Annotated in this window: 21 protein-coding genes and 1 tRNA gene; 8 read left to right on the top strand and 14 right to left on the bottom strand. The window is 61.9% G+C overall.

The annotated features are described in order from the left end of the window. Nucleotides 1–14: 14 nt before the first annotated feature. On the bottom strand, nt 15–1046 hold the full coding sequence (locus tag AAAX32_RS00190) for an ornithine cyclodeaminase family protein (RefSeq protein ID WP_349099515.1): 1032 nt from the start codon (nt 1044–1046) through the stop codon (nt 15–17). Between the two features lie 217 nt (nt 1047–1263). Between AAAX32_RS00190 and AAAX32_RS00185 the strand changes: the two genes are divergently transcribed. Next, entirely contained in the window at nt 1264–2445 is a 1182-nt protein-coding gene (locus tag AAAX32_RS00185) for a PucR family transcriptional regulator (protein WP_349099513.1), read from the top strand. Nucleotides 2446–2463: 18 nt separating this feature from the next. Here AAAX32_RS00185 and AAAX32_RS00180 read toward each other — a convergent pair whose 3' ends face one another. Then, complete coding sequence (locus AAAX32_RS00180; RefSeq protein WP_349099511.1) at nt 2464–3198, bottom strand: hypothetical protein; 735 nt, start codon at nt 3196–3198, stop codon at nt 2464–2466. Nucleotides 3199–3279: 81 nt separating this feature from the next. After that, on the bottom strand, nt 3280–4887 hold the full coding sequence (purH, locus tag AAAX32_RS00175) for a bifunctional phosphoribosylaminoimidazolecarboxamide formyltransferase/IMP cyclohydrolase (protein ID WP_349099509.1): 1608 nt from the start codon (nt 4885–4887) through the stop codon (nt 3280–3282). A 277-nt stretch (nt 4888–5164) separates the two neighbouring features. Between purH and AAAX32_RS00170 the strand changes: the two genes are divergently transcribed. Further along, nucleotides 5165–5806 carry a GNAT family N-acetyltransferase gene (locus tag AAAX32_RS00170; RefSeq protein WP_349099507.1) on the top strand — a complete coding sequence of 214 codons (642 nt, stop codon included), beginning with the start codon at nt 5165–5167 and terminating at the stop codon, nt 5804–5806. Between the two features lie 452 nt (nt 5807–6258). Here the strand turns inward: AAAX32_RS00170 and AAAX32_RS00165 are convergent, their stop codons facing one another. Beyond that, nucleotides 6259–8205 carry a DUF2207 domain-containing protein gene (locus tag AAAX32_RS00165; RefSeq protein ID WP_349099506.1) on the bottom strand — a complete coding sequence of 649 codons (1947 nt, stop codon included), beginning with the start codon at nt 8203–8205 and terminating at the stop codon, nt 6259–6261. 613 nt (nt 8206–8818) lie between these two features. Here AAAX32_RS00165 and gluQRS point away from each other — a divergent pair. Next, nucleotides 8819–9715 carry a tRNA glutamyl-Q(34) synthetase GluQRS gene (gluQRS, locus tag AAAX32_RS00160; protein WP_229025884.1) on the top strand — a complete coding sequence of 299 codons (897 nt, stop codon included), beginning with the start codon at nt 8819–8821 and terminating at the stop codon, nt 9713–9715. Nucleotides 9716–9730: 15 nt separating this feature from the next. Here gluQRS and AAAX32_RS00155 read toward each other — a convergent pair whose 3' ends face one another. Both AAAX32_RS00155 and AAAX32_RS00150 read right to left on the bottom strand, forming a co-directional pair. Further along, nucleotides 9731–10456, bottom strand: a complete 726-nt coding sequence (locus AAAX32_RS00155) for a metallophosphoesterase (RefSeq protein ID WP_349099504.1) — start codon at nt 10454–10456, stop codon at nt 9731–9733. An 85-nt stretch (nt 10457–10541) separates the two neighbouring features. Then, the gene (locus tag AAAX32_RS00150; protein ID WP_196033640.1) at nt 10542–10781 is read right to left on the bottom strand and encodes a hypothetical protein; all 240 of its coding nucleotides are present in this window, start codon (nt 10779–10781) and stop codon (nt 10542–10544) included. Nucleotides 10782–11139: 358 nt separating this feature from the next. On the opposite strand from AAAX32_RS00150, the gene AAAX32_RS00145 reads away from it, so the two are divergent. From AAAX32_RS00145 to AAAX32_RS00135, 3 genes are read left to right on the top strand one after another with little or no spacing between them, the layout of a single operon-like run. Continuing rightward, complete coding sequence (locus AAAX32_RS00145; protein WP_349099502.1) at nt 11140–11682, top strand: DUF4342 domain-containing protein; 543 nt, start codon at nt 11140–11142, stop codon at nt 11680–11682. Between the two features lie 18 nt (nt 11683–11700). Next, nucleotides 11701–12480, top strand: coding sequence for a response regulator transcription factor (locus AAAX32_RS00140; RefSeq protein WP_349099501.1), 780 nt, complete (start codon nt 11701–11703; stop codon nt 12478–12480). Next, nucleotides 12464–13780 (top strand): HAMP domain-containing sensor histidine kinase, encoded by a 1317-nt coding sequence (locus AAAX32_RS00135; RefSeq protein ID WP_349099499.1) that lies wholly within the window; start codon nt 12464–12466, stop codon nt 13778–13780. Before AAAX32_RS00140 ends, AAAX32_RS00135 begins: the two co-directional genes overlap by 17 nt. Before the next feature lie 54 nt (nt 13781–13834). Here the strand turns inward: AAAX32_RS00135 and AAAX32_RS00130 are convergent, their stop codons facing one another. Further along, nucleotides 13835–14209 carry a VOC family protein gene (locus AAAX32_RS00130; protein ID WP_055310391.1) on the bottom strand — a complete coding sequence of 125 codons (375 nt, stop codon included), beginning with the start codon at nt 14207–14209 and terminating at the stop codon, nt 13835–13837. An 11-nt stretch (nt 14210–14220) separates the two neighbouring features. Beyond that, nucleotides 14221–14508, bottom strand: coding sequence for a PTS sugar transporter subunit IIB (locus tag AAAX32_RS00125; RefSeq protein WP_006235903.1), 288 nt, complete (start codon nt 14506–14508; stop codon nt 14221–14223). Between the two features lie 163 nt (nt 14509–14671). On the opposite strand from AAAX32_RS00125, the gene AAAX32_RS00120 reads away from it, so the two are divergent. Then, the gene (locus AAAX32_RS00120; RefSeq protein ID WP_161144566.1) at nt 14672–15295 is read left to right on the top strand and encodes a hypothetical protein; all 624 of its coding nucleotides are present in this window, start codon (nt 14672–14674) and stop codon (nt 15293–15295) included. A 31-nt stretch (nt 15296–15326) separates the two neighbouring features. Next, nucleotides 15327–15411 (top strand) — tRNA-Leu (locus AAAX32_RS00115). A 345-nt stretch (nt 15412–15756) separates the two neighbouring features. Here AAAX32_RS00115 and AAAX32_RS00110 read toward each other — a convergent pair. From AAAX32_RS00110 to larC, 6 genes are all read right to left on the bottom strand, one after another. Continuing rightward, nucleotides 15757–16758 (bottom strand): hypothetical protein, encoded by a 1002-nt coding sequence (locus AAAX32_RS00110; protein WP_349099497.1) that lies wholly within the window; start codon nt 16756–16758, stop codon nt 15757–15759. A 28-nt stretch (nt 16759–16786) separates the two neighbouring features. Further along, nucleotides 16787–17548, bottom strand: coding sequence for a hypothetical protein (locus tag AAAX32_RS00105; protein ID WP_229055652.1), 762 nt, complete (start codon nt 17546–17548; stop codon nt 16787–16789). Between the two features lie 195 nt (nt 17549–17743). After that, complete coding sequence (gene eno / locus AAAX32_RS00100; protein WP_349099495.1) at nt 17744–19033, bottom strand: phosphopyruvate hydratase; 1290 nt, start codon at nt 19031–19033, stop codon at nt 17744–17746. A 189-nt stretch (nt 19034–19222) separates the two neighbouring features. Then, entirely contained in the window at nt 19223–20083 is an 861-nt protein-coding gene (mazG, locus tag AAAX32_RS00095; protein WP_349099494.1) for a nucleoside triphosphate pyrophosphohydrolase, read from the bottom strand. Nucleotides 20084–20085: 2 nt separating this feature from the next. After that, nucleotides 20086–20634: a phosphodiesterase gene (gene yfcE, locus AAAX32_RS00090; protein ID WP_349099492.1), complete on the bottom strand. Its 549-nt coding sequence runs from the start codon at nt 20632–20634 to the stop codon at nt 20086–20088. A gap of 60 nt (nt 20635–20694) precedes the next feature. After that, complete coding sequence (gene larC, locus AAAX32_RS00085) at nt 20695–21180, bottom strand: nickel insertion protein (protein ID WP_349099490.1); 486 nt, start codon at nt 21178–21180, stop codon at nt 20695–20697. Nucleotides 21181–21453 lie beyond the last annotated feature (273 nt).

Raw genomic sequence — 21453 nt, 5'->3', positions numbered from 1 at the left:
TTTCCTTGACTTTCTTACAGTTCCACCGCGGTGCCCAGCCCCGCCTCGACGGCGCGGTCGTAGGCGATTTTCGATGCCGAAAGGTCCTGAACGGCGATGCCCGACGTATCGAACACCGTCACCTGTTCGTCATCCGAACGCCCCGTAGCCGTGCCGGCGATGACTTCGCCGAGCTCCGCTTTGATGTCCTCGGGCGTAATGGCACCCTCGGCAACCGGAATCTCCAGCTCACCGGACGCGACCGATTGCTCGCGGTCGTCGACGTAAACAGCGGCACGGGCGACAAGCGCCGAGGCGAGCTCCTGCTTGCCGGGCATGTCGGCACCGACGCAGGAGATATGCGTACCGGGGCGCACCCATGCATCGGGGATGATGGGCTTGGTCGCCGGCGTGATCGTCACGATGATGTCGGCCTCTGCCGCGGCACCTTGGCCGTCGGCCGTTGCCTCGATGGAATAGGTGGATGCCTCGCGAGCATGTTCGCAGGCGCCCAAGATATGGGCGACCTCGTCTCGCATGCGCTCGACGCGGGCCTCGGGCGCGGCATCGGAAACCGGCTCCCACACCTTGACCTCGCCCACCTTGGGACAGGCGGCGAGCACGCCCGCCACCATATAGGTGCTCATATGGCCGGCACCCGCAACAAGCAGTTTGGACGCATCCGCCCGAGCCAGCCACTTGGCGCCGAGCGCAGCGGCGGCACCGGTGCGGAGCCCAGTGACGGCGGAGGCATTGAGCAGCGCCAGCGGCTCGCCCGTCGCGTTGTCGCACAGCAGCGTGGTGCCAAAGATCTCGGGCAACCCCTTTTTGGGATTCTGAGAGAACCAAGCCGTGAGCTTGAGGCCGAAGAGGCCGCTTCCCGCCAACTCGCCCGAGCGGATATCCATATCGGCCACGCCGGGTTCGAACTGTTCATATACCATCGGCCACGCAACACCCTTGCCCGTCGCCTTCTGGCGATATGCCTCCTCCACGGCAGCGATTGCATCCTCAATCGTCAGCACCTTGGAAACTTCCTCGGCCGAAAGCACCACCATCTGCCCCATCATCGCTCCTTTCAGCGAAAGCTTTACGTTGCTTCACTGTACGGTTTAGCAATGATGCCGCCAAGGATCATTTCTTGTTGGAATCTACAACGATTTTCGATCTGATTTTTCCATCTATCAGCAGGTATTTGAACTATTTCTCGCATGAAAGGCATACGGATGTGCGATTATCCTATTTATACCTATACTTATTGTAGTGATTTACAAGGTGATGTTGATGCTATACACCATCTCGGACTTCTCACGGGAATATGAGGGGTCGGTCCGTCTGATCGCCGGCAGCGACGGCGTCTCGCGTGCCGTCTCTGGCGTCGGGATCCTCGATTATGAACTCATGCCCGGCCTCAAGAGCAAGTACCAGCGCGTCAACTTCAGCTCAGACGAGATCGTCCTCAGCACCTTCCTCTATGCACAGGACGACCCGTACCTCATCACTGAAGCCGTGAAATACCTCGTCGCCAAGGGGACGAGCGGTCTTATCATCAAAAACGTCCTGCACATCCCGATTCCCGACCAAGCCATCCGCTACGCCAACGCGCGGCACTACCCGGTCTTTCTCACGACCGACGACTCACTGTTCTTTGACAGCGTCATCTATGAGATCAAACGGCATATCGAGCAGCTCGCGTCCATCGACTTCGCGCAGCGCGAGATCGATGCCCTGAGGACAGACGTATCGCCCGAGTCCATCTGCCGACGCATCCGAGGGCTCAACCCGTCATTTCTGGACGAAGCGGTCGCCCTGTTCGCATCGTTTGCAGAGCCCCTCGACCCGCGTACGTTTTTGCAAATCGAACGTCTCTGTGCAAAATCGACCCTCGCCGGATGCCACAACATGCTGGAGCCCTATGACGGAGGTTTATTATTCGTGGCGACAAGCGACTCGGAGCAAGCGCTCGATGTGGAGCGAATCGTGCAGGCGCTCACGGAGCTCATCGAGGCTAGCGGTATCGATGGAGGAGCGGAAGGACTCGGCATCAGCGATATTCTGTTTGGAGACAAGGCGGTGGCGCAGGCGATCTCGCAGGCAATTTACGCACAGCGCCTATCTTGTCAACGAGCCGAGGGTCCCGTCCGCTATACGCAGCTCGGCATCCTGAGAACCGTGATGCCTTTTGCGGAAACCCCGGAGATGCGATCGTTCTCGGAGGCGATTCTCTCGCCGATACGCGAGCACGACAGTGAGCATGGCAGCGAGCTGGAATCCACGCTCGCCGCATTCATCGAGAACGACCGACGTATCGAGCGAACCGCCAAGCAAACTGGCCAGCACCCGAACACGATTCGATATCGCCTCGATAAGGTGACGGCCCTCACCGGACTGAGCTACAAATGCGCCCCGGAGATGGAGCAGCTGTCGCTCGCCTACGCCATCGAACGTGCTCGCTCGCTTCAGTAAACCCACCCCGCCTTGAGGTTAGGAGCGGCGGGCGCGGAGCTTTTCGTAGCCTTCGGCGAAGAAGGCGACCGTCGCGGCGTCGGCCTCGGCGGCGTCCGTCTCGGCAGCGGGGACCACGCCGTGCTCGTCGCTCACTAGGAACAGCGCACCCTTAAGCTGCGCAGGAATATCTACGCGCGTGACCGGGATGCCCTTGGTCTGGGCCAGCTGCTCGATGAGTGTCGCCGTGCCGCACAGGCACTCGTCCGCTGGCGCCACAAAGGCAAGCTCGCCGTTATCGACGGCGGCGAGCAGCTCGGGCGCCACGCCGGTTTCGTCGGCCTCGGAGCGGGCCTCGGCGGAGCGGGCACGTAGCGCCTTGGCCGACGTATCGGTTAGCGGCTCGTACTCCCCCACCGTCATGGCGGCGTTGCCGTTAACGTCGATCACCAGCATGAGCACGCCATCGTGCGCGGTGTAATCGCCCTCGGCTAGCGACCACTCAACGTGCTGTTTGGCCCAGCTGAGCATGTTATGGGTAAGTGGCTCGCCCTGCACCAGACGCTCGGACAGTGCGCGAATGTGGCGGTTGAGCATGGGTACCTTTTTGTTGGACATGCGCCAACGGCAGACAAGCGCGGGCTTGTCGAGCGTAAACTTCTCGACCGCCTCCTGATTGGCGCAAAAGTCCTCGTACGCACGCTGATCCTCGGCATTGCCAAACAGCTCGGCATCATCAATCTGGGGCATGGTCATACCTTTCGTGTTAGTCATTCCGTCCTCTTATACCAAAAAGACGGCCCTCCAAACGGAGCAGCCGTCTTTTGCGGAGATTATTTTGTCCCAAGGCGGAACTTAGTGGCGGAAGTGGCGGGCGCCCGTAAACACCATAGCGATATTGTGCTCGTTGCAGGCCTGGATGCTCTCGTCGTCGCGCTTGGAGCCGCCGGGCTGGATGATGCAGGTCACGCCGTGTGCAGCAAGCACGTCGACGTTGTCGCGGAACGGGAAGAACGCGTCGCTTGCACAGGCAAAGCTGCCCTTCTCCACGCCCTCGCGCTCGCAGAAGTCCTCGGCACGCTCGCAGGCAAGCAGTGCGGAGTCAACGCGGTTAGGCTGACCCGGGCCCATGCCAATGCCGGCCTTGCCCTTGGAGACCAGGATGGCGTTGGACTTAACGCCCTTGCAGACCTTCCAGGCAAACTCGAGCTCGGCCATCTCGGCGTCGGTGGGCTTGCGGTCGGTGGGGAACGTAAAGGTCGCGGGATCCTCGGTCACGTGGTCGACTTCCTGCACCAGCATGCCGCCGTCGATGGAGCGCAGCTCCACCTGGGCGCCGTGGTCCACGCCGCCGGTGGCCAGCACGCGCAGGTTGGGGCGCTTGGCCATGCGCTCGAGCGCCTCGGCAGTGTAGCTCGGGGCGATGATAACCTCGACGAACTGCTTGTTCTGATCGGCAAAGTGCTCGACCAGCTCATAGGGAACCTCGCGGTTGCAGGCGATGATGCCGCCAAAGGCGCTCTTGGGATCGCAGGCGAAGGCGCGGTCGTAGGCAGCCGTGATGTCCTCGGCAACGGCAGAACCGCAAGGGTTCTGGTGCTTGAGGATCACGCAGGCCGGCTCGTCGAACTCGCGAACCAGGTTCCAAGCGGCATCGGCATCCAGATAGTTGTTGTAGCTGAGCGGCTTGCCCTGGATCTGCTCGGAGCCCACGAGCGGGAACTGCGAGCTCGCGGTGTTCTCGCAACCCTCGGCAAAGCGATAGACCGTGGCCTTCTGCTGCGGGTTCTCGCCATAGCGCAGGTCGTCGACCTTCTCCAGCGAGATCTCGAGCTTGGCAGAGGTGTCCGCCACGTCGCTTGCCTGGGCGGCAAGCCAACGGGAGATAGCCGTGTCGTAGGCGGCGGTGGTCTGGTAGACCTTCACCTGCAGGCGACGACGGGTGGAAAGCGTGGTGCAGCCACCGGTCTCGTGCATCTCGGCTAGGACGGCATCATAGTCGGCCGGGTCGGAAATGACGGTAACGCTCGTGGCGTTCTTGGCGGCAGAACGCAGCATGGAGGGGCCACCGATGTCGATGTGCTCGATGGCGTCCGCGAAGGTGACCTCGGGGTTGGCGACGGTCTTCTCGAACTCGTACAGGTTGACGACGACCAGGTCGATCAGCTTAATGCCGTGCTCAGCGGCCTCCTGCATGTGCTGCTCGGAATCGCGGCGGGCCAGCAGCGCGCCATGAACCTTGGGGTGCAGGGTCTTAACGCGGCCGTCCATCATCTCGGGATAGCCCGTGAACTCCTCGATGGGGGTTACGGGAACGCCCGCGTCCTCAATGGCACGAGCCGTGCCGCCCGTAGAGATGATCTCGACGCCAAAGTCATCGACCAGCGTCCGTGCGAAATCGACGACGCCCGTCTTATCGGTAACCGAGATCAACGCGCGTGCGATCTTCACATCAGATCCCATGCAGTCCTCCTGTCTGGTACGCCGCCGTGCTCTGTGAGTCGGTGATACGTCGATCTGCAGCGCTCGCGCAGCGGCATTGAAAATACTGATTTAATGTAGCGCATCGAGCGCATCGATGCACCCCGCAACGGGCGCATGTGCAGAAAAAGTTTGCGAGCGGAGGGGATGGGCACAGCACCGGGCACGGTGAGTTCATGGAACACAGGGGCACCATAATTTGATGCCAATGGCGTGGTAGAACTGTGCTCGATATGCATCCGCAAAAGAAAGAGGCACCATGGTCTCGCGGGTTCTCTACCGACCGTTTGATACCGAAGACTTCGACGCCATCGCGCTGATTCTGCAGCAGCTTTGGCATAACAATTCGGATAACGATGAGTACAACCGCCTTGAGGCCGCGTGCGACCTCGCCTACTGCCTTTCGTCGTCGACGTTTTCACAGGTTGCCGTAATCGACGGTCAGGCGCGTGGCATTTCGCTCGCGCGTGCGGGACAGAGCTCCGGCGCCACTATCAACGAGCATTGGATGGATACCGAACGCGCGCTGCTATCGCAGATGCGTGAGCTAGAGCCCGATGCCTGCGCCGAGTATCTCTCGTTTGTGCGCGCAGCCATCCGAACCAACAACCGCCTGCTCGAAAGCAGCCCGTTGCCCCACGACAACGAGGTCACGCTGCTTGCCGTGGATCGCGACGTCCATGGCCTGGGTGTAGGCTCAGTGTTGCTCGATGCCGCGGTCTCGTACCTGTCCTCGCGCGGGGCGACAAGGGCGCACCTGTACACCGACTCCAACTGCTCGTGGAAGTTCTACGAGTTGCACGGCTTTAAGCGCACGGCCACGCACCGCGCCAACCGCGAAGAGCGCCGTCACGACATGCCGCGTGAAAGCTTTCTCTACGAACTCGACCTAACAGCCTAGCCCAAGCAGCCACACCTAGTCATTTAAGTCTGTCCCCAATGACTGATCCCCAACGACTGGTCATTTAAGTCTGTCCCCAATGAGTGGCCTAGGGGGTTTGTAGATAGCCGTGGTCAAAATACATCAAATATGAGTACTGTTACCTTTTTAGTAGCAGCAACTTGGGGCATTTTTGATGCTTGTAGGCATAACGACCAGCTGCACGAGCTAACGTAGCTCCCCAAATGTTCAATAAAATGGGCTCCTAACGAGAAGCACTCTCATTAGGAGCCCATTATTATGTGCAAACATATGTGACCAACGCAGCAACAGTACTCATATTTGGCATTTTTTGTCCACTGCCCCTTGCGCGAAGATCCGCAGCGGAAAGTTTGACCCGTTTCGATGCACAAAAATGGGATGAATCTTCCCTGGCAACCGCCCAGAAAGATCCACCCCAAAGCAAGCGCTCGCTAGAACGTTCCGCCGCCGCCTCCGCCGGCGCCGCCACCACCGCCGCCAGAGAAGCCACCGCCGCTGCCGCCGCTCGAGCTATCGGAACTCGAAGCCAGCTCGCGAATGGTCTCGTGGTACACATCGTTGAACGAATCGAGCGGGGACTCGTTGCCGTAGTGATGGTAATACCACCAGTAGCAGGGGTAGTTGTCGTAGAAATCGTCACTGTTGCGCAGGTCCGCAGGCACGGCTTCGGCCAGCTGTCGCAGCACTTCTTTCGAAACGCCCAGGGCAACGCCCATCACCAGCAGCTTGTTCCACAAGATCAGGTCGCTGGGAACGGCCTCCTTCAGACGCGTAAAGTCCTCGAGCCAATGCTTGAGCGCCTTGCAGCGAGCCGCCACCTCGGCGCCCTCCGGCGTGTAGCGACGGAAGGTGCAGCTCAGGACAAAGCCCACGATCGTGACGGGGATCGAGATCATAGCGGCGCCGACATTGGCGTCCGCAAAGTCGGTATAGATCAGAGAGCCCAGAATGCCAAAGACAATGATGATGCCGAGAACCAGGCCGGCCACCATCGCGATAGTGCCATCCGATGCGATAAGCTCGCGCGTCTCCAGCTTGCCCTTAACCGTGCTCTGATAGTCCTCGAGCTTGTCGCCAACAGATGTGGTGCGCTCGCTAGCGTACTCCTCCAGCTCGCTAAACGTGCGTGAACGGACGCCGTCTTTATCGGGCTTAACGCCGGCGAAGAAGACCTTGAGCACATCGCGATCGATGCCGTCCTTCTTGGCAGCCTTCCAGGCCTCGTCGGTCACTGTGATGCGATACGTCTGCTCCTCTTTTTCGCGACGGAGCAGACCCTTCTTCTTGGTCTCGGTCGCTTCTTCCAGCTTGATCACGCGGTCGTCGGTGAGCTTCATAAGCGTGGCGATATATGCCTGATCAGGCACGTCGTTCCAGCTCATAAGAGTTGCAAGCACCGCGGGATGGTCGGCCGAGGGCACATCGCGGAAGTACTCGTCCTGGAAGAGCGGCTTGGGCTTGGGCCTGCGCAGCTTAAGCATCACGATCACACCGGTATAGGCAACCGCCACGACAACACACACCACGGCAATCGCGCCGGCAACCGCACGCGCGTGCTCACGGCGAGCGTTGGCCTCGTCGGCCCATTCCTTCTCTTCGCTCAGGATCGTCGACATGCGCTTTTCGCCCGAGACGGCAAGCTGCGGCACCCAGTCGCTGGGGAAGGCGATGCGCGCCTCGGCGAATTCGCCCTCATGCACGCAGGGAATGGTATAGGTGACCATGGGCTCGTCCGCATCGAGCGACACGTCGCCCGTCAGCGGGCCGTGGCCCCATGCGCGGAAGTTATCGCCCTTGACGGCAGCCGTCCCGGCAGCGGCATTTGCAAAGTAGACTTCCATCTCGACGTCATCGGAGTCCGCCGACCAGCCGTCGCCGACGAATTTCCAGTAAAGCTCGGCGGTATCGGCCCAGTTCATAACCGCACCGGTCATGGTATAGCTCACGTAATAGGTCGCGCTGTCGCCGCTCTCGTGAGGACTGAATACCTTAATCTTTACGCCGTCACCGGTCTGCTCGACCGTATAGACGCCAGAGTCACCCTTGTTCGCGCTATCGACTTTGTTAAACGCGGTGTCCTCTTCCTCGACACTCAGCACGTCGACGGCCGCCGAGCCACCCTGCTGGTTGGAGCCCGTATTGATCTCCCAAAACACGCCGTTGATGTCGTCGTCGAAATCAAACTGGCGTCCCTCGACAACGGTCAGCGATCCATCGGCCTCAACCGTGGCACTGATATAGGTCTGGGTCATGGAATAACCGTCGGCGTGTGCGGCGGCGGGCAGTAGCAGCAATGCAAGCGCGACGAGTGCGCAGACGGAAGCAAATCGCGCAAACGGGCGGCGCTGCCGACAGGTTTTGGCAACGGGGGCGTTCATAGGCACATCCTTTGTCTGTGATACCAGCAACGCCATTGTCCCACGTTTACGGGCGCACATGACGAACATCTAGGCCAGCGGAGTATCAAACGGGACGAAAGTCACGCCCGCGGCCGGCACCTGGGGACGTTCCTTATCTGCCGGCAATCTGGGACACTCCTTGGCATGGCCTGCGCCAGCAATAGATACCACTTCACAGCTCTGTCACAGGTGTAGCGGCTTTGTGTGGGTGCGGCACGCGCTGATTGAGCCGCCAGCCGAGGGGCATAAAGCAGTTGAGCGAAAACGGTTTGCCCCTTTGCCGTTCGCTCGAGGATCATGTCCCCCTTTTCCGCGGAAACCCCGGCAGTTGCGAAGAGCTGCCGGGGTTTCTGTCGTTTGTGAGGCTAAGTCGGTACGCAGCGATCGAGACCTTGAGCCGCAAACCCACCGTGCGCAATGCGCACCGCCGCCAACTTGTGAGCGCGGCAACGCCTTCCCTGCCAAGCCCCGCGCTATACTCATCCGCATGGATATCAAAACACGCAACATAGCAACGCCCGCCGCGGACGCACCAGCAACGGCAGTGCCCACCCCCGTCGTGGGCCGCTTTGCCCCGTCGCCCTCGGGCCGCATGCACTTGGGCAACGTGTTCAGCTGCCTGTGCGCATGGCTTTCGGCCCGCAGCCAGGGCGGCAGCATCGTGTTGCGTATCGAGGACCTGGACGATCGCTGCAAGCGCCCGGAACTTGCCGCTCAACTGATTGACGATCTGACCTGGCTGGGGCTCGAGTGGGACGAAGGCCCCTACTACCAGCACGATCGCCTGGATCTGTACGAGGACGCCCTGCGCCAGCTGCAAGACGCCGGCCTCACCTATCCCTGTTTTTGCACGCGTGCCGAACTCCACGCCGCGAGCGCGCCGCACGCCAGCGACGGCACGCCCATCTACCGCGGCGCCTGCAGAGGTCTTTCTGCTGATGAAATCACCCGCCGCAGTGCCCTGCGTGCTCCGGCCACGCGCCTGCGCGTGCCCACCGTCGACGACCTCGCCAGCGACGTGATCGAATTCGTGGACCGCACGTACGGAGCCCAATGCGAAGCACTCGCCACCGAGTGCGGTGACTTTTTGGTGCGCCGCAGCGACGGCGTGTTTGCCTATCAGCTGGCCGTGGTGGTCGACGACGCTGCCATGGGCGTCACCGAGATCGTACGCGGATGCGACCTGCTTGGTTCCACGCCGCGCCAGATCTATCTGCAACATCTGCTGGGACTGCCCACGCCGCACTACGCGCACATTCCGCTGCTCATGTCACCGGACGGCCGCCGCCTTTCCAAGCGCGATCGCGATCTGGACCTGGGCGAGCTCCGCACCCGCTTTGGCACACCCGAGGCACTGTTGGGATGGCTCGCCGGGCAAACAGGCATCGCGCCGGACACCACGCCGCGTACCGCCGAGCAGCTGGTCGAGCACTTTAGCTGGGACGTCATCCGCGCGCATCGGGAGAACATCACTGTAACGGTCGAGTAGCCAGCCACCCCGCCTCTACGCAACATCCCAGGGCTGGAGTTCGTCGCCCAAGCGAACGATGCAGTCGTAGAGCACGGTGTGACGCTCGGCCGGGTTGGTATCCCGATGAAAATGCCCGTAGTACCAGCGCTTGTAGTCCAAGCGGTCTTCCAGCTCATCGAAAAATGCCGTAAGCCGATCAACGGAGGGGCAATTCCAGCCGGACGCTGGATAAAGCGTGGACGAAAGCATGCGCGTAGAGCAGGTGTGAGTGATCACGTAGTCGACCGTCCAGCCCACGCTGTCGAGCTTTGCCCGCGCCTCCTCAAAGTTGCGCTCGTCCGGCAGCTCCTGCGGCCACCAGCTGGAATACGGAATGCGGTATTCCTTGTCCACGCTCGTGGCGCCGCCCATGGTAAAGACCGTTGAGCCGTCGAGCTCAAAAACCTCGCCGCGCGTCAGGCGCCGTATGGGCGAGGTATCCGACAGGCGCTGCGTCAGCCCACCGTGCCACAACTCCATGGGGCGTTCCGCCCAGTGATCGAAACGCTCGTGGTTGCCGTCGACAAACAGCACGGTGTAGGGGCGCGACTCCAGCCAAGCAATATCGGCACATTCCTCGGTAGAAAAGTCCCAGGGAAAGCCAAAGTCGCCCGCGATGATGAGATAGTCGTCGCTCGCCAGGCTATCCCCAAGCTCCCAATCGCGGAGCTTTTGCATGTCAGCGCCGCCATGAATATCGCCTGTTGCATAGACCGTCATCGGATTACCACTTCCCTGTAAGTCGCTAGCCCACATTCTGCACGATCACTAAGCCAACCGTTCCAGCCCTTCCATCCCTTAGGGCTTACCCTTCGTTCTTCCATCCAAACGGGTCAAGCACCCAAAAAACCAGATCGAGCACGCCGCCGGTCATCATGGCGCCGGCAAGGGCCATGCAAACGTGCAGAGAACTGGCACTTCGGAGCACGTCGAATGGCCCCAGAACAGCCAGCAGCGCGACCGCTGCGCCGGCAAGGCACAACGCGAGGCACGGCCCCGCGTCCTTGACGCACTTCTTTGCGAGATGCTTGGTGTTATCGCTCATTGGTATCGAACTCCTTAGAGGGTCGTTGTTTGGGTACATGCCGCCGCGGCAGAGCGGGGCGGCAGGGTAAGTGTCACATGCTGTGCGGACATCAATGGAGAAACCGCCTGCTCGACCAACCTTTGACGCCGTTTTGCACCGGCACCACATCCCCCGCTATCGAGGTCTAATACTTTTCCCACCGCTACCCAAAAACTCATCCAACGTTAATCTTGGCTCAAGAATCGCTTAATCTATAACCTGCACTATAGAGTTCGACCAAGGGCGGGGCGGCGCCGCGCAACGCAGGCCGCCGAACGCAACGCTCGCGCCCGGGCAGATCGCCCGGCGTCGCGCCCATCGAACGAAAGGACAGGTCATGGACGACCTCGAAAAAGTTGAAACCATCCGCACCAAGTGCAACGTGAGCTACACCGATGCCAAAGCCGCGCTCGACGCCGCCGACGGCAACGTTTTGGACGTCATCATTTGGCTCGAGTCGCAAGGCAAGACCCAGACCACGTCGGCGCACGCCGCCACCGAGTCCGCGCCAGTCGATGAGCCCTCAGCCGAGATGGTCGCCGCGCAGGCCGCCTACGAGAAGTCGAGCGAAAAGACCGACTTCTCCAAGAAGATGGACAGCGTATGGGAGTACCTCAAAAAGCTCTTCCGCCTGAGCCTGGACACCAAGTTTATCGCCACGCGCCGCGATGCGATCATCCTCAACATCCCCATCCTGATCCCCATCATCGCCCTGTTTGCCTGGGGCGCTACGATTTGGCTGATGCTGATTGGCCTGTTCTTTGGCATGCGCTACCGCATCGACAGCGACGGCGACGTGCCCGGCAGTATCAACAACCTTATGAATCACGCCGCCGATGCCGCGGACGACATCAAGCAAAATCTGAACGACGACAAGTAATCGCAGACGGGGGCACGCATGGCACGGATCCTGATCGTAGAGGACGAGGAGAAAATCGCCCGCTTTGTGACGCTCGAGCTGGAGCACGAGGGCTACCAGGTGGAACACGCCGCCGATGGCCGCACCGCCGTGGACCTGGCGCTGGAGCGCAACTACGATCTTATTCTGCTCGATGTGCTGTTGCCGCAGCTCAACGGCATGGAGGTCCTGCGGCGCGTCCGCAAGCACAAGGATGTGCCGGTGATAATGGTCACCGCGCGCGATGCCGTGATGGACAAGGTGGCCGGGCTCGATGCCGGCGCCGACGATTACCTGACCAAGCCGTTTGCGATTGAGGAGCTGTTCGCACGGATCCGCGTGGCGTTGAAGCGCTCGGAGGCCGTGCGGGCGGCTTCGGGCGTTGGCGGCATCGGGACGGGCGCGGCAGGCGGCACGGGTGTCGGCGCCACTGCGATGCCCCCGGTCAGTGACTCGACCCAGGTTTCCGCCTCGCTCTCCCCCGCCACGCTCGCCGCGGGTTCGGTTGCGCTCGATCCCGACCGCCGCGAAGTCACGGTCGGCGGCTTGCCCATCGCGCTCACGGCCCGCGAGTTCGATGTCCTCGCTCTGCTTATGGCGCATGCCGAAACCGTGCTCACGCGCGAGCGCATCGCGCACGAGGCGCTGGGCTACGAATACGTGGGCGACACCAACAACGTCGACGTGCACATCGCGCACCTGCGCGCCAAGATCGAGGATGCCGGCGGCGCCCGCATCATCCAGACCGTGCGCGGGGTGGGCTATGTCTGCCGTGCGTAACGCCGAGGCCAAACGCGTCACCTCCATCGCCCGTGCCATCAACTGGAGCTATATGTGGCGCCGCCTGATAAGCTACGTCTGGCTCGATCTGCTGCTGATGGTGATTGCGGCGGCGATCCTCGTCTATGGATACAACCAAACGCTACCTGACGGCGCGCTTACCGCAGGATGGATCCCCGGCGCCGCCGTTCACGGCATGTCGCTGGCGCCTGCGCGCGGCTGGGACCTGACAACGCTCACCTATACCGTCGAGCTTGCGCGTACCACCAAGACCTTCCCCCTCGCGCAGGACCTCGTCGCGCTATGGCCTCTCTACCTTGTCGTTGTGGGTTGGCAGGTCATCAGCGTGCTCGACATGCTCGGCGGCGCCCGCCGCGTGCGCCGCACCATGGCGCCGCTCAACGATCTGGCCCTGCGCGTGGACGAACTCGGTCGCATGCAGCTCTCCGGCGGCAAAATGGAAACACTGGAGCAGGCCATCGCGCGCGCAAGCGTCGACTCGCCGAGCGTCACCACCGGCGACGCCGACCTGGCGAGCATCGAGGTCGCACTCAACCGCCTGCTGCGCCAGATGCAAGAGGCCAAGCTGCAGCAGATGCGCTTTGTCAACGACGCGAGCCACGAGCTGCGCACGCCCATCGCGGTGATTCAGGGCTACGTGAACATGCTCGACCGCTGGGGTAAGGACGACCCGGACGTGCTGGCGGAGTCCATCGCGTCCCTTAAAGCCGAAAGCGAGCACATGCAAGAGCTTGTGGAGCAGCTGCTGTTTTTGGCGCGCGGCGATGCCGGGCGCACGGTCCTGCGGCGCGCGCATACCAACTTGGCTGCACTGGTCAGCGAGGTATGCGAAGAATCGCAGATGATCGATACCGAGCACACGTATCGGCTGGCTTCTGACGCTGCGCTTGCCAGCGACCCGCGCTGCGACGCGCCCGTCGACGTGGCGCTCGTGAAGCAGGCTCTGCGCGTGATCGTGCAAAACGCCGCCAAGTACTCGGATGCGGGAACGACCGTCACATTTGGCATAACGCCGGATGCGGGCGCGGGCACGATCGACATAAGTGTTGAGGACGAGGGCATCGGCATGAACCAGGAATCCGCAGCTCACGCGTTCGAGCGGTTCTACCGTGCCGACAACGCGCGCGATGCCGGCGCACAGGGTTCGGGTCTGGGGCTTGCGATCGCCAAGTGGATCGTCGACAGCCACGGCGGCGTCATCGGTGTGACCTCGGTCGAAGGGGTCGGCAGCCGCTTTACGATTCGCCTGCCGCGGCAGGAAGCCCCTCGGCATAAATAAAGGGATAGGGCCACGCGGCCCTATCCCTTTTTGCCAGCTATGGCAGCTTGTGCGCTACTCGCGGCACAGGTGCACGGCGAAACCGGCGAACTCGCGCTTAAAGTACACGAGCTTGGTACCACCGTCGGGCAGCAGCGCGCGCGACTCTTCGTTGACCTCGAGCCCGCGCTCGGCAAACCACTTCTCAGCTGCATCGATGTCGTTAACGGCAAAGCCGATGTGGCCCTTGGTGCCACGACCGTTCTGCTTCATGATCTCGACCAGCGAATCGTTGAAGTACGAAACCGGGGTCTCGATGACGGGCAGGCCCATCATCGTCGAGAACAGCTCCGCGATCTCCAGGGCGTCTGCCGGGTCGGTGGCGTTAATGCCCACATGGGCAACGCGCATACCAAAGAGCTCTACCGGGTTGGCGTTCTGCTCACTCATGCAGTCAGCGCCTACTGAGCCATGACGTCGAGAACGGCCTTCTCGGCGGCAACGCGGTTCATGCCGGTCATGAAGGGCACGCCACTCACGTACGGGCAGGTGAGGCCCTCGGGGGCAACGGTGGTGGCGATCAGCAGGTCAGCGCCCTCGTCGCAGTAATCCTTGGCCTCGGAGATGGCGCACTGCACGATCTCGTACTTGTCGGCATAACCGTTGGCGTCGAGCAGAGTAGCGACCTTCTGGGCAACGAGCGTGGAAGTAGCAGCGCCAGCACCGCAAGCCAAAACGATCTTCTTCATAGGTAATGTCTCCCTTCATGGTTTACTTTAGGTAAGTGTACCGCAGCGAGCGATGGCACTCGGCCTCGATGAGCTTTTATGCCAGTTTGCTTGCGCGCTGCGTATAATACATCTAGTACGTGTTGTCATACCGCTCGCTTTATGAGCGACTAAGGACCCTAATATGCCCGATTCCCGCACACTCTGGACCGCCGTCGTTATCATCTGCATCGCCGTGTCGGTGTTCTTTAGCGTCAAAAAACGCACCACGTTTAAACGCCTGCAGCAATTGATGGCCGCCAAGCAGTGGGACGAGTTCGATCGTTTGCTCGACGGCAAACTCACCAGCATGCTGTACCCGCGCTACAACCGCGACTACCTGCGCCTGAACTCCTATCTGCTGCGCGAGGACCATAAGCGCGCCGACGAGATGTTCGACCTGCTACTGGGACTCAACCTGCCCAAGATGCAGCGCGTCGACCTGGTAATCAAAGCTTTTAACTACTACGTTGGCCAGGAGGACCGCAAAAAGGCCAAGGAGTTGCTGCACGAGATCAAGGGCTTTGAGGGCGGTCAGGCCGAGGCAGTCGCACACGAATGCCAGCTGATGTACGACACGATGATCCTCAAGCGCCACAACGACATTCCCGAGCTGGAGCGCATGCTCGAGGATGTCGGCGACGACCCGGTCAAGCGCTGCCGACTGGAGTACCTGCTGGCCCTGCAGTATCAAAACAAGGGCGACGAGGCAAAGTTCCAAGAGTTCCTGGAGAAGTCGGGCCAACACTCGATGGCCGTCAACGCGTAACGGACGGCTTGTGCTAGACTTCTAGTCTCACGGGGGCGTGGCGGAATTGGCATACGCAGGAGACTTAAAATCTCTCGCCGCAAGGATTGTGGGTTCGAGTCCCACCGCCCCTACCATATGGAGCTTTCGAGCCCGTGTTCCTCAGGGATGCGGGCTCGCTTCTTTTAGATGCCGGTGGGACTCGAACCCGCGAGGGGGCGAGCGTCAAGCGGACGCGCAGCGTCCGCAGCGAGCCGGCGAGGGCGCCGACAGGCGGCCGAAGCCGGTGCGTATTTGCGCAGCAAATACGCAGACGTCCCACCGCCCCTACCATTTGGTTTTTACGAGCCCGCGTCCCCCAGGGATGCGGGCTCGTTTCTTTTACACGCCGGCGGGGCTCTAAGTTGCGGTGGAATAGATCCTGTTTATACCGTTTACCAGCTTATTTAGGAACTATTTCACCGCAACTCAGAGGAAGACGGTTAAAGAGCACTCAGGCTCGGGGTCCAGCCGATGGTGGGGGTCGCGCCGTCGAGAGTCTCGTTGATGGTGGCGGCCATGCCGGCGAGTAGGCTGTTCTCGCTTACGGTGAGCGTCTTGTAGCCGCCGGCACGCATGAGTTCGCGGATCACCACGGCGCCAGCCAAGATCACGCCCGCGCGTTTGGGCTGTACACCCGGTAGCGCGGCGATGCCTTCCGCGTCCAACACAGACATGCGCTCGATAGCGGCCGAGACCTGCTCCAGCGACAGCTCGCGTAGGTGAACAAAGCTCGAATCGTACGGTTCCAGCTCGTGGACCAGAGCCACCAGCGTAGTCACCGTGCCACCCACCGCGACGAGGCGCTCGGCGCGCTCAAAGTCGCTGGGCAGGCCCTCAAAATAGGCGGAGAACTGCTCGCCCGCCCACGCGGCGGCAACCGCAAGCTCGTTCGTCGACGGCGGCAGCGCAGAGAAAAACCGCTCGGTCACGCGACGGCAACCGATGTCCAGCGAGCGCGTTCCCTCCAGCGCAAAGACCCCGCGCTCCGGCGCGTACACGCCCGTCGCGAGCTCCGTGGAGCCGCCGCCCGAATCGGCGACGATAATGCGTTCACCGGCAAAGTCGTGCGCCACGCCAAAAAATGTCAGGCGCGCCTCGACCTCGCCCGGAATCACCTGTGGCTCAAGCCCCAAATCGCGCAGGCCGTCCAGCAGCAGCGCAGCGTTGGACGCATCGCGCGCGGCACTCGTGCACGTGGTGCAGACGCACGCGGCCCCAAAGGCACGCGCCTCGTCCACAAACATGCGGCATGCGGCGAGCACGCGCTCGACCGCCGCCTCGCAAAAGCGGCCCGTCGCGTCCACGCCCTCGCCCAGATCGGTAATCTCGGTATGCTTGGACGATTCCACGATCGCCCCGCCCTCGACCTGGGCCAACACCAGTCGCGACGACACCGTTCCCAGGTCGATCGCGGCTACCTTATAGCGTTTGCAATTTGTCATTGCGGGCTCCCCTCCGGGCGCTACTCGCCTACTCGCCGCTGGACGCGACCGTCTGACCCTCGACGCCGTTAAATCCAAACAGCATGTCGAGCGCCTGGATGTACCACGGCGCGTCCTTACCGACTTCTTCGATTTCCTTGGCAACTTCGCTGGCCTTCTTGGCGTTCGACGACTTCTGGCTCGACGAGGCATCCGAATCGCCGTCCAGGCCCTGCACTTCAATCCTCTTCTCGCCGGGCATCACCAAGCCCAGGTCCTCGGATGCCGCATCCTTGATACCCTCCTCCGAGAGCAGCTTGTCGACGCTTTTTTGCAGCCCATCATTGTATTGCTGGCGAATCTCGACCTGCTTGGTCAAGATATCGCTCGAACGCTTTGCCACGTACAGGTCGCGCACGGGGAAATACAGGCTCACGAGCACCAGGGCAACGACGATGCCGATGAATAGCCCTCGCTGAGGACCGTGGGTAAAGTCGTAGATCGCCTTGACCACCGCGTTGTCGTTGGCGTAGTGCATAAAGTCCGAGCCCGAAAAACGGTTCGAGGGCCTGCTCGACCTATCGTGCGTTTGAGCCGACGAGCGCTGAGCATGCGACGAACGTGCCGGGCGCACTGGTCCATCTGTCGAAGTATTCACTTGAGCATTGGGGCGCGAGGTACTTGTCGGGCGCTGCATGGAGCGGTCGGCGCCGGCGTAGGCGGACCCACCGAGCTGCACCGTGCGCGCACGGCGAGGCGACGGCTCACGCGAACCGGCGGAATAGTACCTGTTGTCGTAAATCTGATCCATGTGCGCCTTGTGCGGTTGAGGTTTGTTTGCGCTAAGTATTCTAGTTATAGCACGAGCGCCCGCACCGCCTTCGCCAGCCTTTACTCGACATAAAAAAGGCGCTGAGCCGTATGGCCCAGCGCCCATAACGCTTTGCGGCATCCTGCCAAGGCGAGGCGGAACCGAGTCAGCCTCCCCCTCGCCAAATTCGCCCGTTTAGCGAATGTTGTAGAACGCGGCCTTGCCGGCGTAGCGCGCGCTGCCCTCGAGCTCGTCCTCGATGCGGATGAGCTGGTTGTACTTGGCGATGCGGTCGCTGCGGCACGGGGCGCCCGACTTGATCTGGCCGGCGTTGACGCCCACGACCAGGTCGGCGATCGTGGAGTCCTCGGTCTCGCCGGAGCGGTGGCTCACGATGCAAGCGTAACCGGCCTCCTTGGCGGTCTCGATGGCCTCCAGCGACTCGGTGAGCGTGCCGATCTGGTTGACCTTGACCAGGATCGCGTTGGCGGCACCCAGCTCGATGCCCTTCTTGAGGCGCTCGGTGTTGGTGACGAACAAGTCGTCGCCCACCAGCTGCACCTTGTTGCCAATGCGACGGGTGAGCTCAACCCAGCCGTCCCAGTCCTCCTCGGCCATGCCGTCCTCGATGGAGATGATGGGATAGGTGTCGACGAGCTTCTCCCAGTAATCGACCATCTGGGCACTCGTGTACTCCACGCCCTCGCCCTTGAGCTCATACATACCGGTCTCAGCGTTGTAGAACTCGGTGGACGCCGGATCCATGGCGTACATGAAGTCGACGCCGGGCTTAAAGCCAGCCTTTTCGACGGCCTTGGTGATGTACTCGAACGGCTCGGCATTGGTCTTAAGGTTGGGGGCAAAGCCGCCCTCGTCGCCCACGCCGCCGCCCAGGCCGGCCTCGTGCAGCACGCCCTTGAGGGTGTGGTAGACCTCGGCGCACCAGCGCAGGCCCTCGGCAAAGCTCGGAGCACCCACGGGCATGATCATGAACTCCTGGAAGTCAACGTTGTTGTCGGCATGCACGCCGCCGTTGAGGATATTCATCATAGGTGTGGGCAGCAGGTGGGCGTTGACGCCGCCCAGGTACTGGTACAGCGACAGGCCCGCCGACTCGGCAGCGGCGCGCGCGGTGGCCAGCGACACGCCCAGGATGGCGTTGGCACCGAGCTTGGTCTTGTTGGGGGTACCGTCCGCGGCAATCAGCGCGGCATCGACGGCGCACTGGTCGAAGGCGTCGAGGCCCACGACGGCGTTAGCGCACTCGTTGTTGACGTGCTCGACGGCCTGCGAAACGCCCTTGCCCAGGTAGCGGCCCTTGTCGCCATCGCGTAGCTCGCAGGCCTCAAAGGCGCCGGTCGAAGCACCCGAAGGCACCATTGCGCGGCCAAAGCTGCCGTCCTCGAGCACGACCTCGACCTCGACGGTGGGATTGCCGCGGCTGTCGAGTACCTCGCGACCGTAGACGTCCAAAATATCGCTCATGTTGTCTCCCTCTCACTTGGAAACGTAGTGGATGCAAGCGACCGGCTGACCGTGCACCATCGGTGCGCCTCCGTAAGTTAGCCATGTCGCACTTTTTGCATTATGCCCTAAGTTAGTCGAGGGATACACTTGATTTTCGAAAAATTTAGCGGGAACGATGAGGCGCGTCAGCCCGTCGTTCCCGCAGTCTTACTCCTCCGCCTTTGCGGCATCCCACAGGTCGTTGAGGCCGTGGGTCGAGAGCTCGGCCAGATCCACGTGGGCATCGGCCGCCATCTGCTCCATCGCGGCCCAGCGGCGGCGGAACTTTGCCGTGCTGGCACGCAGGGCGCTCTCGGCGTCGATACCCTCCTTGCGCGCGACGTTGACCAGGGCAAAGAGCAAATCGCCAAACTCCATTTCGCGCTCGGGCGAGCCAGGAGCCTCGGCCTCAAACTCGGCACGCTCCTCGGCGACCTCGTCCCACACATCCTGGACCGTCTCCCACTCAAAGCCCACGGCAGCCGCCTTGCGCGACACCTTCTGAGCCTGCATCAGCGCCGGTAGATGCGTGGGCACGCCGTCGAGCAGGCCCTCGGGCGCAGCCTCGCCTGCCGCCACGGCCTTGTCCTTGGCAGCCTTCTCGGCAAGCTTGACCTCGTCCCAGATCTTGAGCACCTCGTCGGAGTTATCGGCATCCACATCGCCAAAGACGTGCGGATGGCGTCGGATGAGCTTGGCGTCGATATCGCGCGCCACGTCGGCCAGCGTAAACTCGCCGGCGTCCGCCGCAATCTGCGCATGCAGCACGACCTGCATGAGCACGTCGCCCAGCTCCTCGCGTAGGTGAACCGCGTCGTCCGCCTCGATGCAGTCGAGTGCCTCGTAGGCCTCCTCGATCATGTTCTTGCCGATGCTGCGGTGCGTCTGCTCACGGTCCCACGGGCAGCCATCGGGCTGACGCAGGCGCCAGATGGTCTGCACCAGATGCTGCAGCTCGGCCGACGCGTCGACCAGCGTGGACAGGTCGCGCGAGCCCTCGGCATTTTGCTGAGCCATATGCTGCGCCATGGCTACTCCTCCTCCATGACCACGTGGCGGAACGCACCGCCCTCGTAGATGCCGTAGCTGTGCGTGCCGTCCTTGGGAATGCTCACGCTGCCGGGGTTGAAAAGCCACAGGCCCGGGTGCGCGGCGCTCTCCTCGTTGATCTTGATGTGCGCGTGACCGTAGACGAGCGCGGAGCCCTCAGGCAGCGCGGGCGCGTGGTCGACGCTGTTGTGCATGCCGGCGCCAAAGACATGGCCGTGCGTCAAGAACAGCTCACGGCCGGTTTCGTCAAACAGCGTGGCGTAGTCAGCCATGACGGGGAAGTCGAGGACCATCTGGTCGACCTCGGCGTCGCAGTTGCCGCGCACCGCGATGATGCGGTCGGCTAGGGCGTTGAGCAGCGGAATCACGCGCTTGGGAGCATAGTCGCGCGGCAGGTCGTTGCGCGGACCGTGGTAGAGCAGGTCGCCCAGCAGCACAATGCGATCGGGCTGCTCGGACTCGATGGCGGCGCAGAGGCGCTCGGCCCAGTATGCCGAGCCGTGGATGTCGGAGGCGATGAGGTATTTCATGGGGAGATCCTTTCGAATGGGGTTGATATGGCTAGGCGCAGGATGTCGCCACCAGCCGCGTTATTCAAATCGCAGTGCCGCGCTCTGGGCCGCCCGCATCACGCGCTGGAGCGGCACATTATGCTCGCGAGCGAGACGGGCGCAGTCCTCGTACTCGGGCGCTGCACGCTCGCTGCCGTCGGGCAGGGTGGCCACTTTAACGGACACCTCGCCCCATGGCGTCGTTACGCGCTCAAAGCGGCGTGGCAGGCAAACGCGCTCCATGACCTGGCGACGAATGCCGTTGGTCGTGGTTTCCAAAAAGATAATCGTCTGCAGGCGCTCGATATCCTCGTAGGTGCAGATTACCTGCAGCTGCCAGCCGGGGCGGCCTTTCTTGCAATAGAGGGGCAGCCAGTGCACCTCGCGGGCGCCTGCCCCGCGCAGACGGTCGGCGGCGTAGGCGAGCACCTCGGGCGACGCATCGTCGATGTCGCATTCCAGCTTGACGATGGTTTCGGGCGCATCGGTCTCGCGGGACAGCGGAGATGTACTTCCACGTTGCATACGGTCCGGATCCTTTCCGCACGGGCTCGTTTTATTCACCCAAACGCTAGCACATCGGACGTGGCACAGGCGTGACTTTCGTCCATCGCCGCCCTCACCCCTATCCAAACGTGTACGTCAGCCTCCAAACATGTCATTTTTTGTCGGTTTTGGAGGCTGACGTACACGATTTGAGAGCAAGCGAGGCCGCACCGCGCACCCTTTCCAGTCGATTTCGGCACCTCGCGTGCACGACGCGCCGAGACTGCGCTATTACAATGGAGCGGATTCGCT

This window comes from Collinsella sp. CLA-ER-H3 (assembly GCF_040092425.1).
In the GTDB taxonomy this organism is placed as follows: Bacteria; Actinomycetota; Coriobacteriia; order Coriobacteriales; family Coriobacteriaceae; genus Collinsella.
The sequence above is the reverse complement of the archived record's forward strand: the minus strand, read 5'-3'. Positions and strand labels throughout refer to the sequence as shown.

What these genes read in the sequence shown, in the direction of transcription:
- AAAX32_RS00190 (WP_349099515.1), bottom strand. Translation starts at nt 1,046, where the DNA reads ATGGGGCAGATGGTGGTGCTTTCGGCCGAGGAAGTTTCCAAGGTGCTG.
- AAAX32_RS00185 (WP_349099513.1), top strand. Translation starts at nt 1,264, where the DNA reads ATGCTATACACCATCTCGGACTTCTCACGGGAATATGAGGGGTCGGTC.
- AAAX32_RS00180 (WP_349099511.1), bottom strand. Translation starts at nt 3,198, where the DNA reads ATGACTAACACGAAAGGTATGACCATGCCCCAGATTGATGATGCCGAG.
- purH (WP_349099509.1), bottom strand. Translation starts at nt 4,887, where the DNA reads ATGGGATCTGATGTGAAGATCGCACGCGCGTTGATCTCGGTTACCGAT.
- AAAX32_RS00170 (WP_349099507.1), top strand. Translation starts at nt 5,165, where the DNA reads ATGGTCTCGCGGGTTCTCTACCGACCGTTTGATACCGAAGACTTCGAC.
- AAAX32_RS00165 (WP_349099506.1), bottom strand. Translation starts at nt 8,205, where the DNA reads ATGAACGCCCCCGTTGCCAAAACCTGTCGGCAGCGCCGCCCGTTTGCG.
- gluQRS (WP_229025884.1), top strand. Translation starts at nt 8,819, where the DNA reads ATGCACTTGGGCAACGTGTTCAGCTGCCTGTGCGCATGGCTTTCGGCC.
- AAAX32_RS00155 (WP_349099504.1), bottom strand. Translation starts at nt 10,456, where the DNA reads ATGACGGTCTATGCAACAGGCGATATTCATGGCGGCGCTGACATGCAA.
- AAAX32_RS00150 (WP_196033640.1), bottom strand. Translation starts at nt 10,781, where the DNA reads ATGAGCGATAACACCAAGCATCTCGCAAAGAAGTGCGTCAAGGACGCG.
- AAAX32_RS00145 (WP_349099502.1), top strand. Translation starts at nt 11,140, where the DNA reads ATGGACGACCTCGAAAAAGTTGAAACCATCCGCACCAAGTGCAACGTG.
- AAAX32_RS00140 (WP_349099501.1), top strand. Translation starts at nt 11,701, where the DNA reads ATGGCACGGATCCTGATCGTAGAGGACGAGGAGAAAATCGCCCGCTTT.
- AAAX32_RS00135 (WP_349099499.1), top strand. Translation starts at nt 12,464, where the DNA reads ATGTCTGCCGTGCGTAACGCCGAGGCCAAACGCGTCACCTCCATCGCC.
- AAAX32_RS00130 (WP_055310391.1), bottom strand. Translation starts at nt 14,209, where the DNA reads ATGAGTGAGCAGAACGCCAACCCGGTAGAGCTCTTTGGTATGCGCGTT.
- AAAX32_RS00125 (WP_006235903.1), bottom strand. Translation starts at nt 14,508, where the DNA reads ATGAAGAAGATCGTTTTGGCTTGCGGTGCTGGCGCTGCTACTTCCACG.
- AAAX32_RS00120 (WP_161144566.1), top strand. Translation starts at nt 14,672, where the DNA reads ATGCCCGATTCCCGCACACTCTGGACCGCCGTCGTTATCATCTGCATC.
- AAAX32_RS00110 (WP_349099497.1), bottom strand. Translation starts at nt 16,758, where the DNA reads ATGACAAATTGCAAACGCTATAAGGTAGCCGCGATCGACCTGGGAACG.
- AAAX32_RS00105 (WP_229055652.1), bottom strand. Translation starts at nt 17,548, where the DNA reads ATGGATCAGATTTACGACAACAGGTACTATTCCGCCGGTTCGCGTGAG.
- eno (WP_349099495.1), bottom strand. Translation starts at nt 19,033, where the DNA reads ATGAGCGATATTTTGGACGTCTACGGTCGCGAGGTACTCGACAGCCGC.
- mazG (WP_349099494.1), bottom strand. Translation starts at nt 20,083, where the DNA reads ATGGCGCAGCATATGGCTCAGCAAAATGCCGAGGGCTCGCGCGACCTG.
- yfcE (WP_349099492.1), bottom strand. Translation starts at nt 20,634, where the DNA reads ATGAAATACCTCATCGCCTCCGACATCCACGGCTCGGCATACTGGGCC.
- larC (WP_349099490.1), bottom strand. Translation starts at nt 21,180, where the DNA reads ATGCAACGTGGAAGTACATCTCCGCTGTCCCGCGAGACCGATGCGCCC.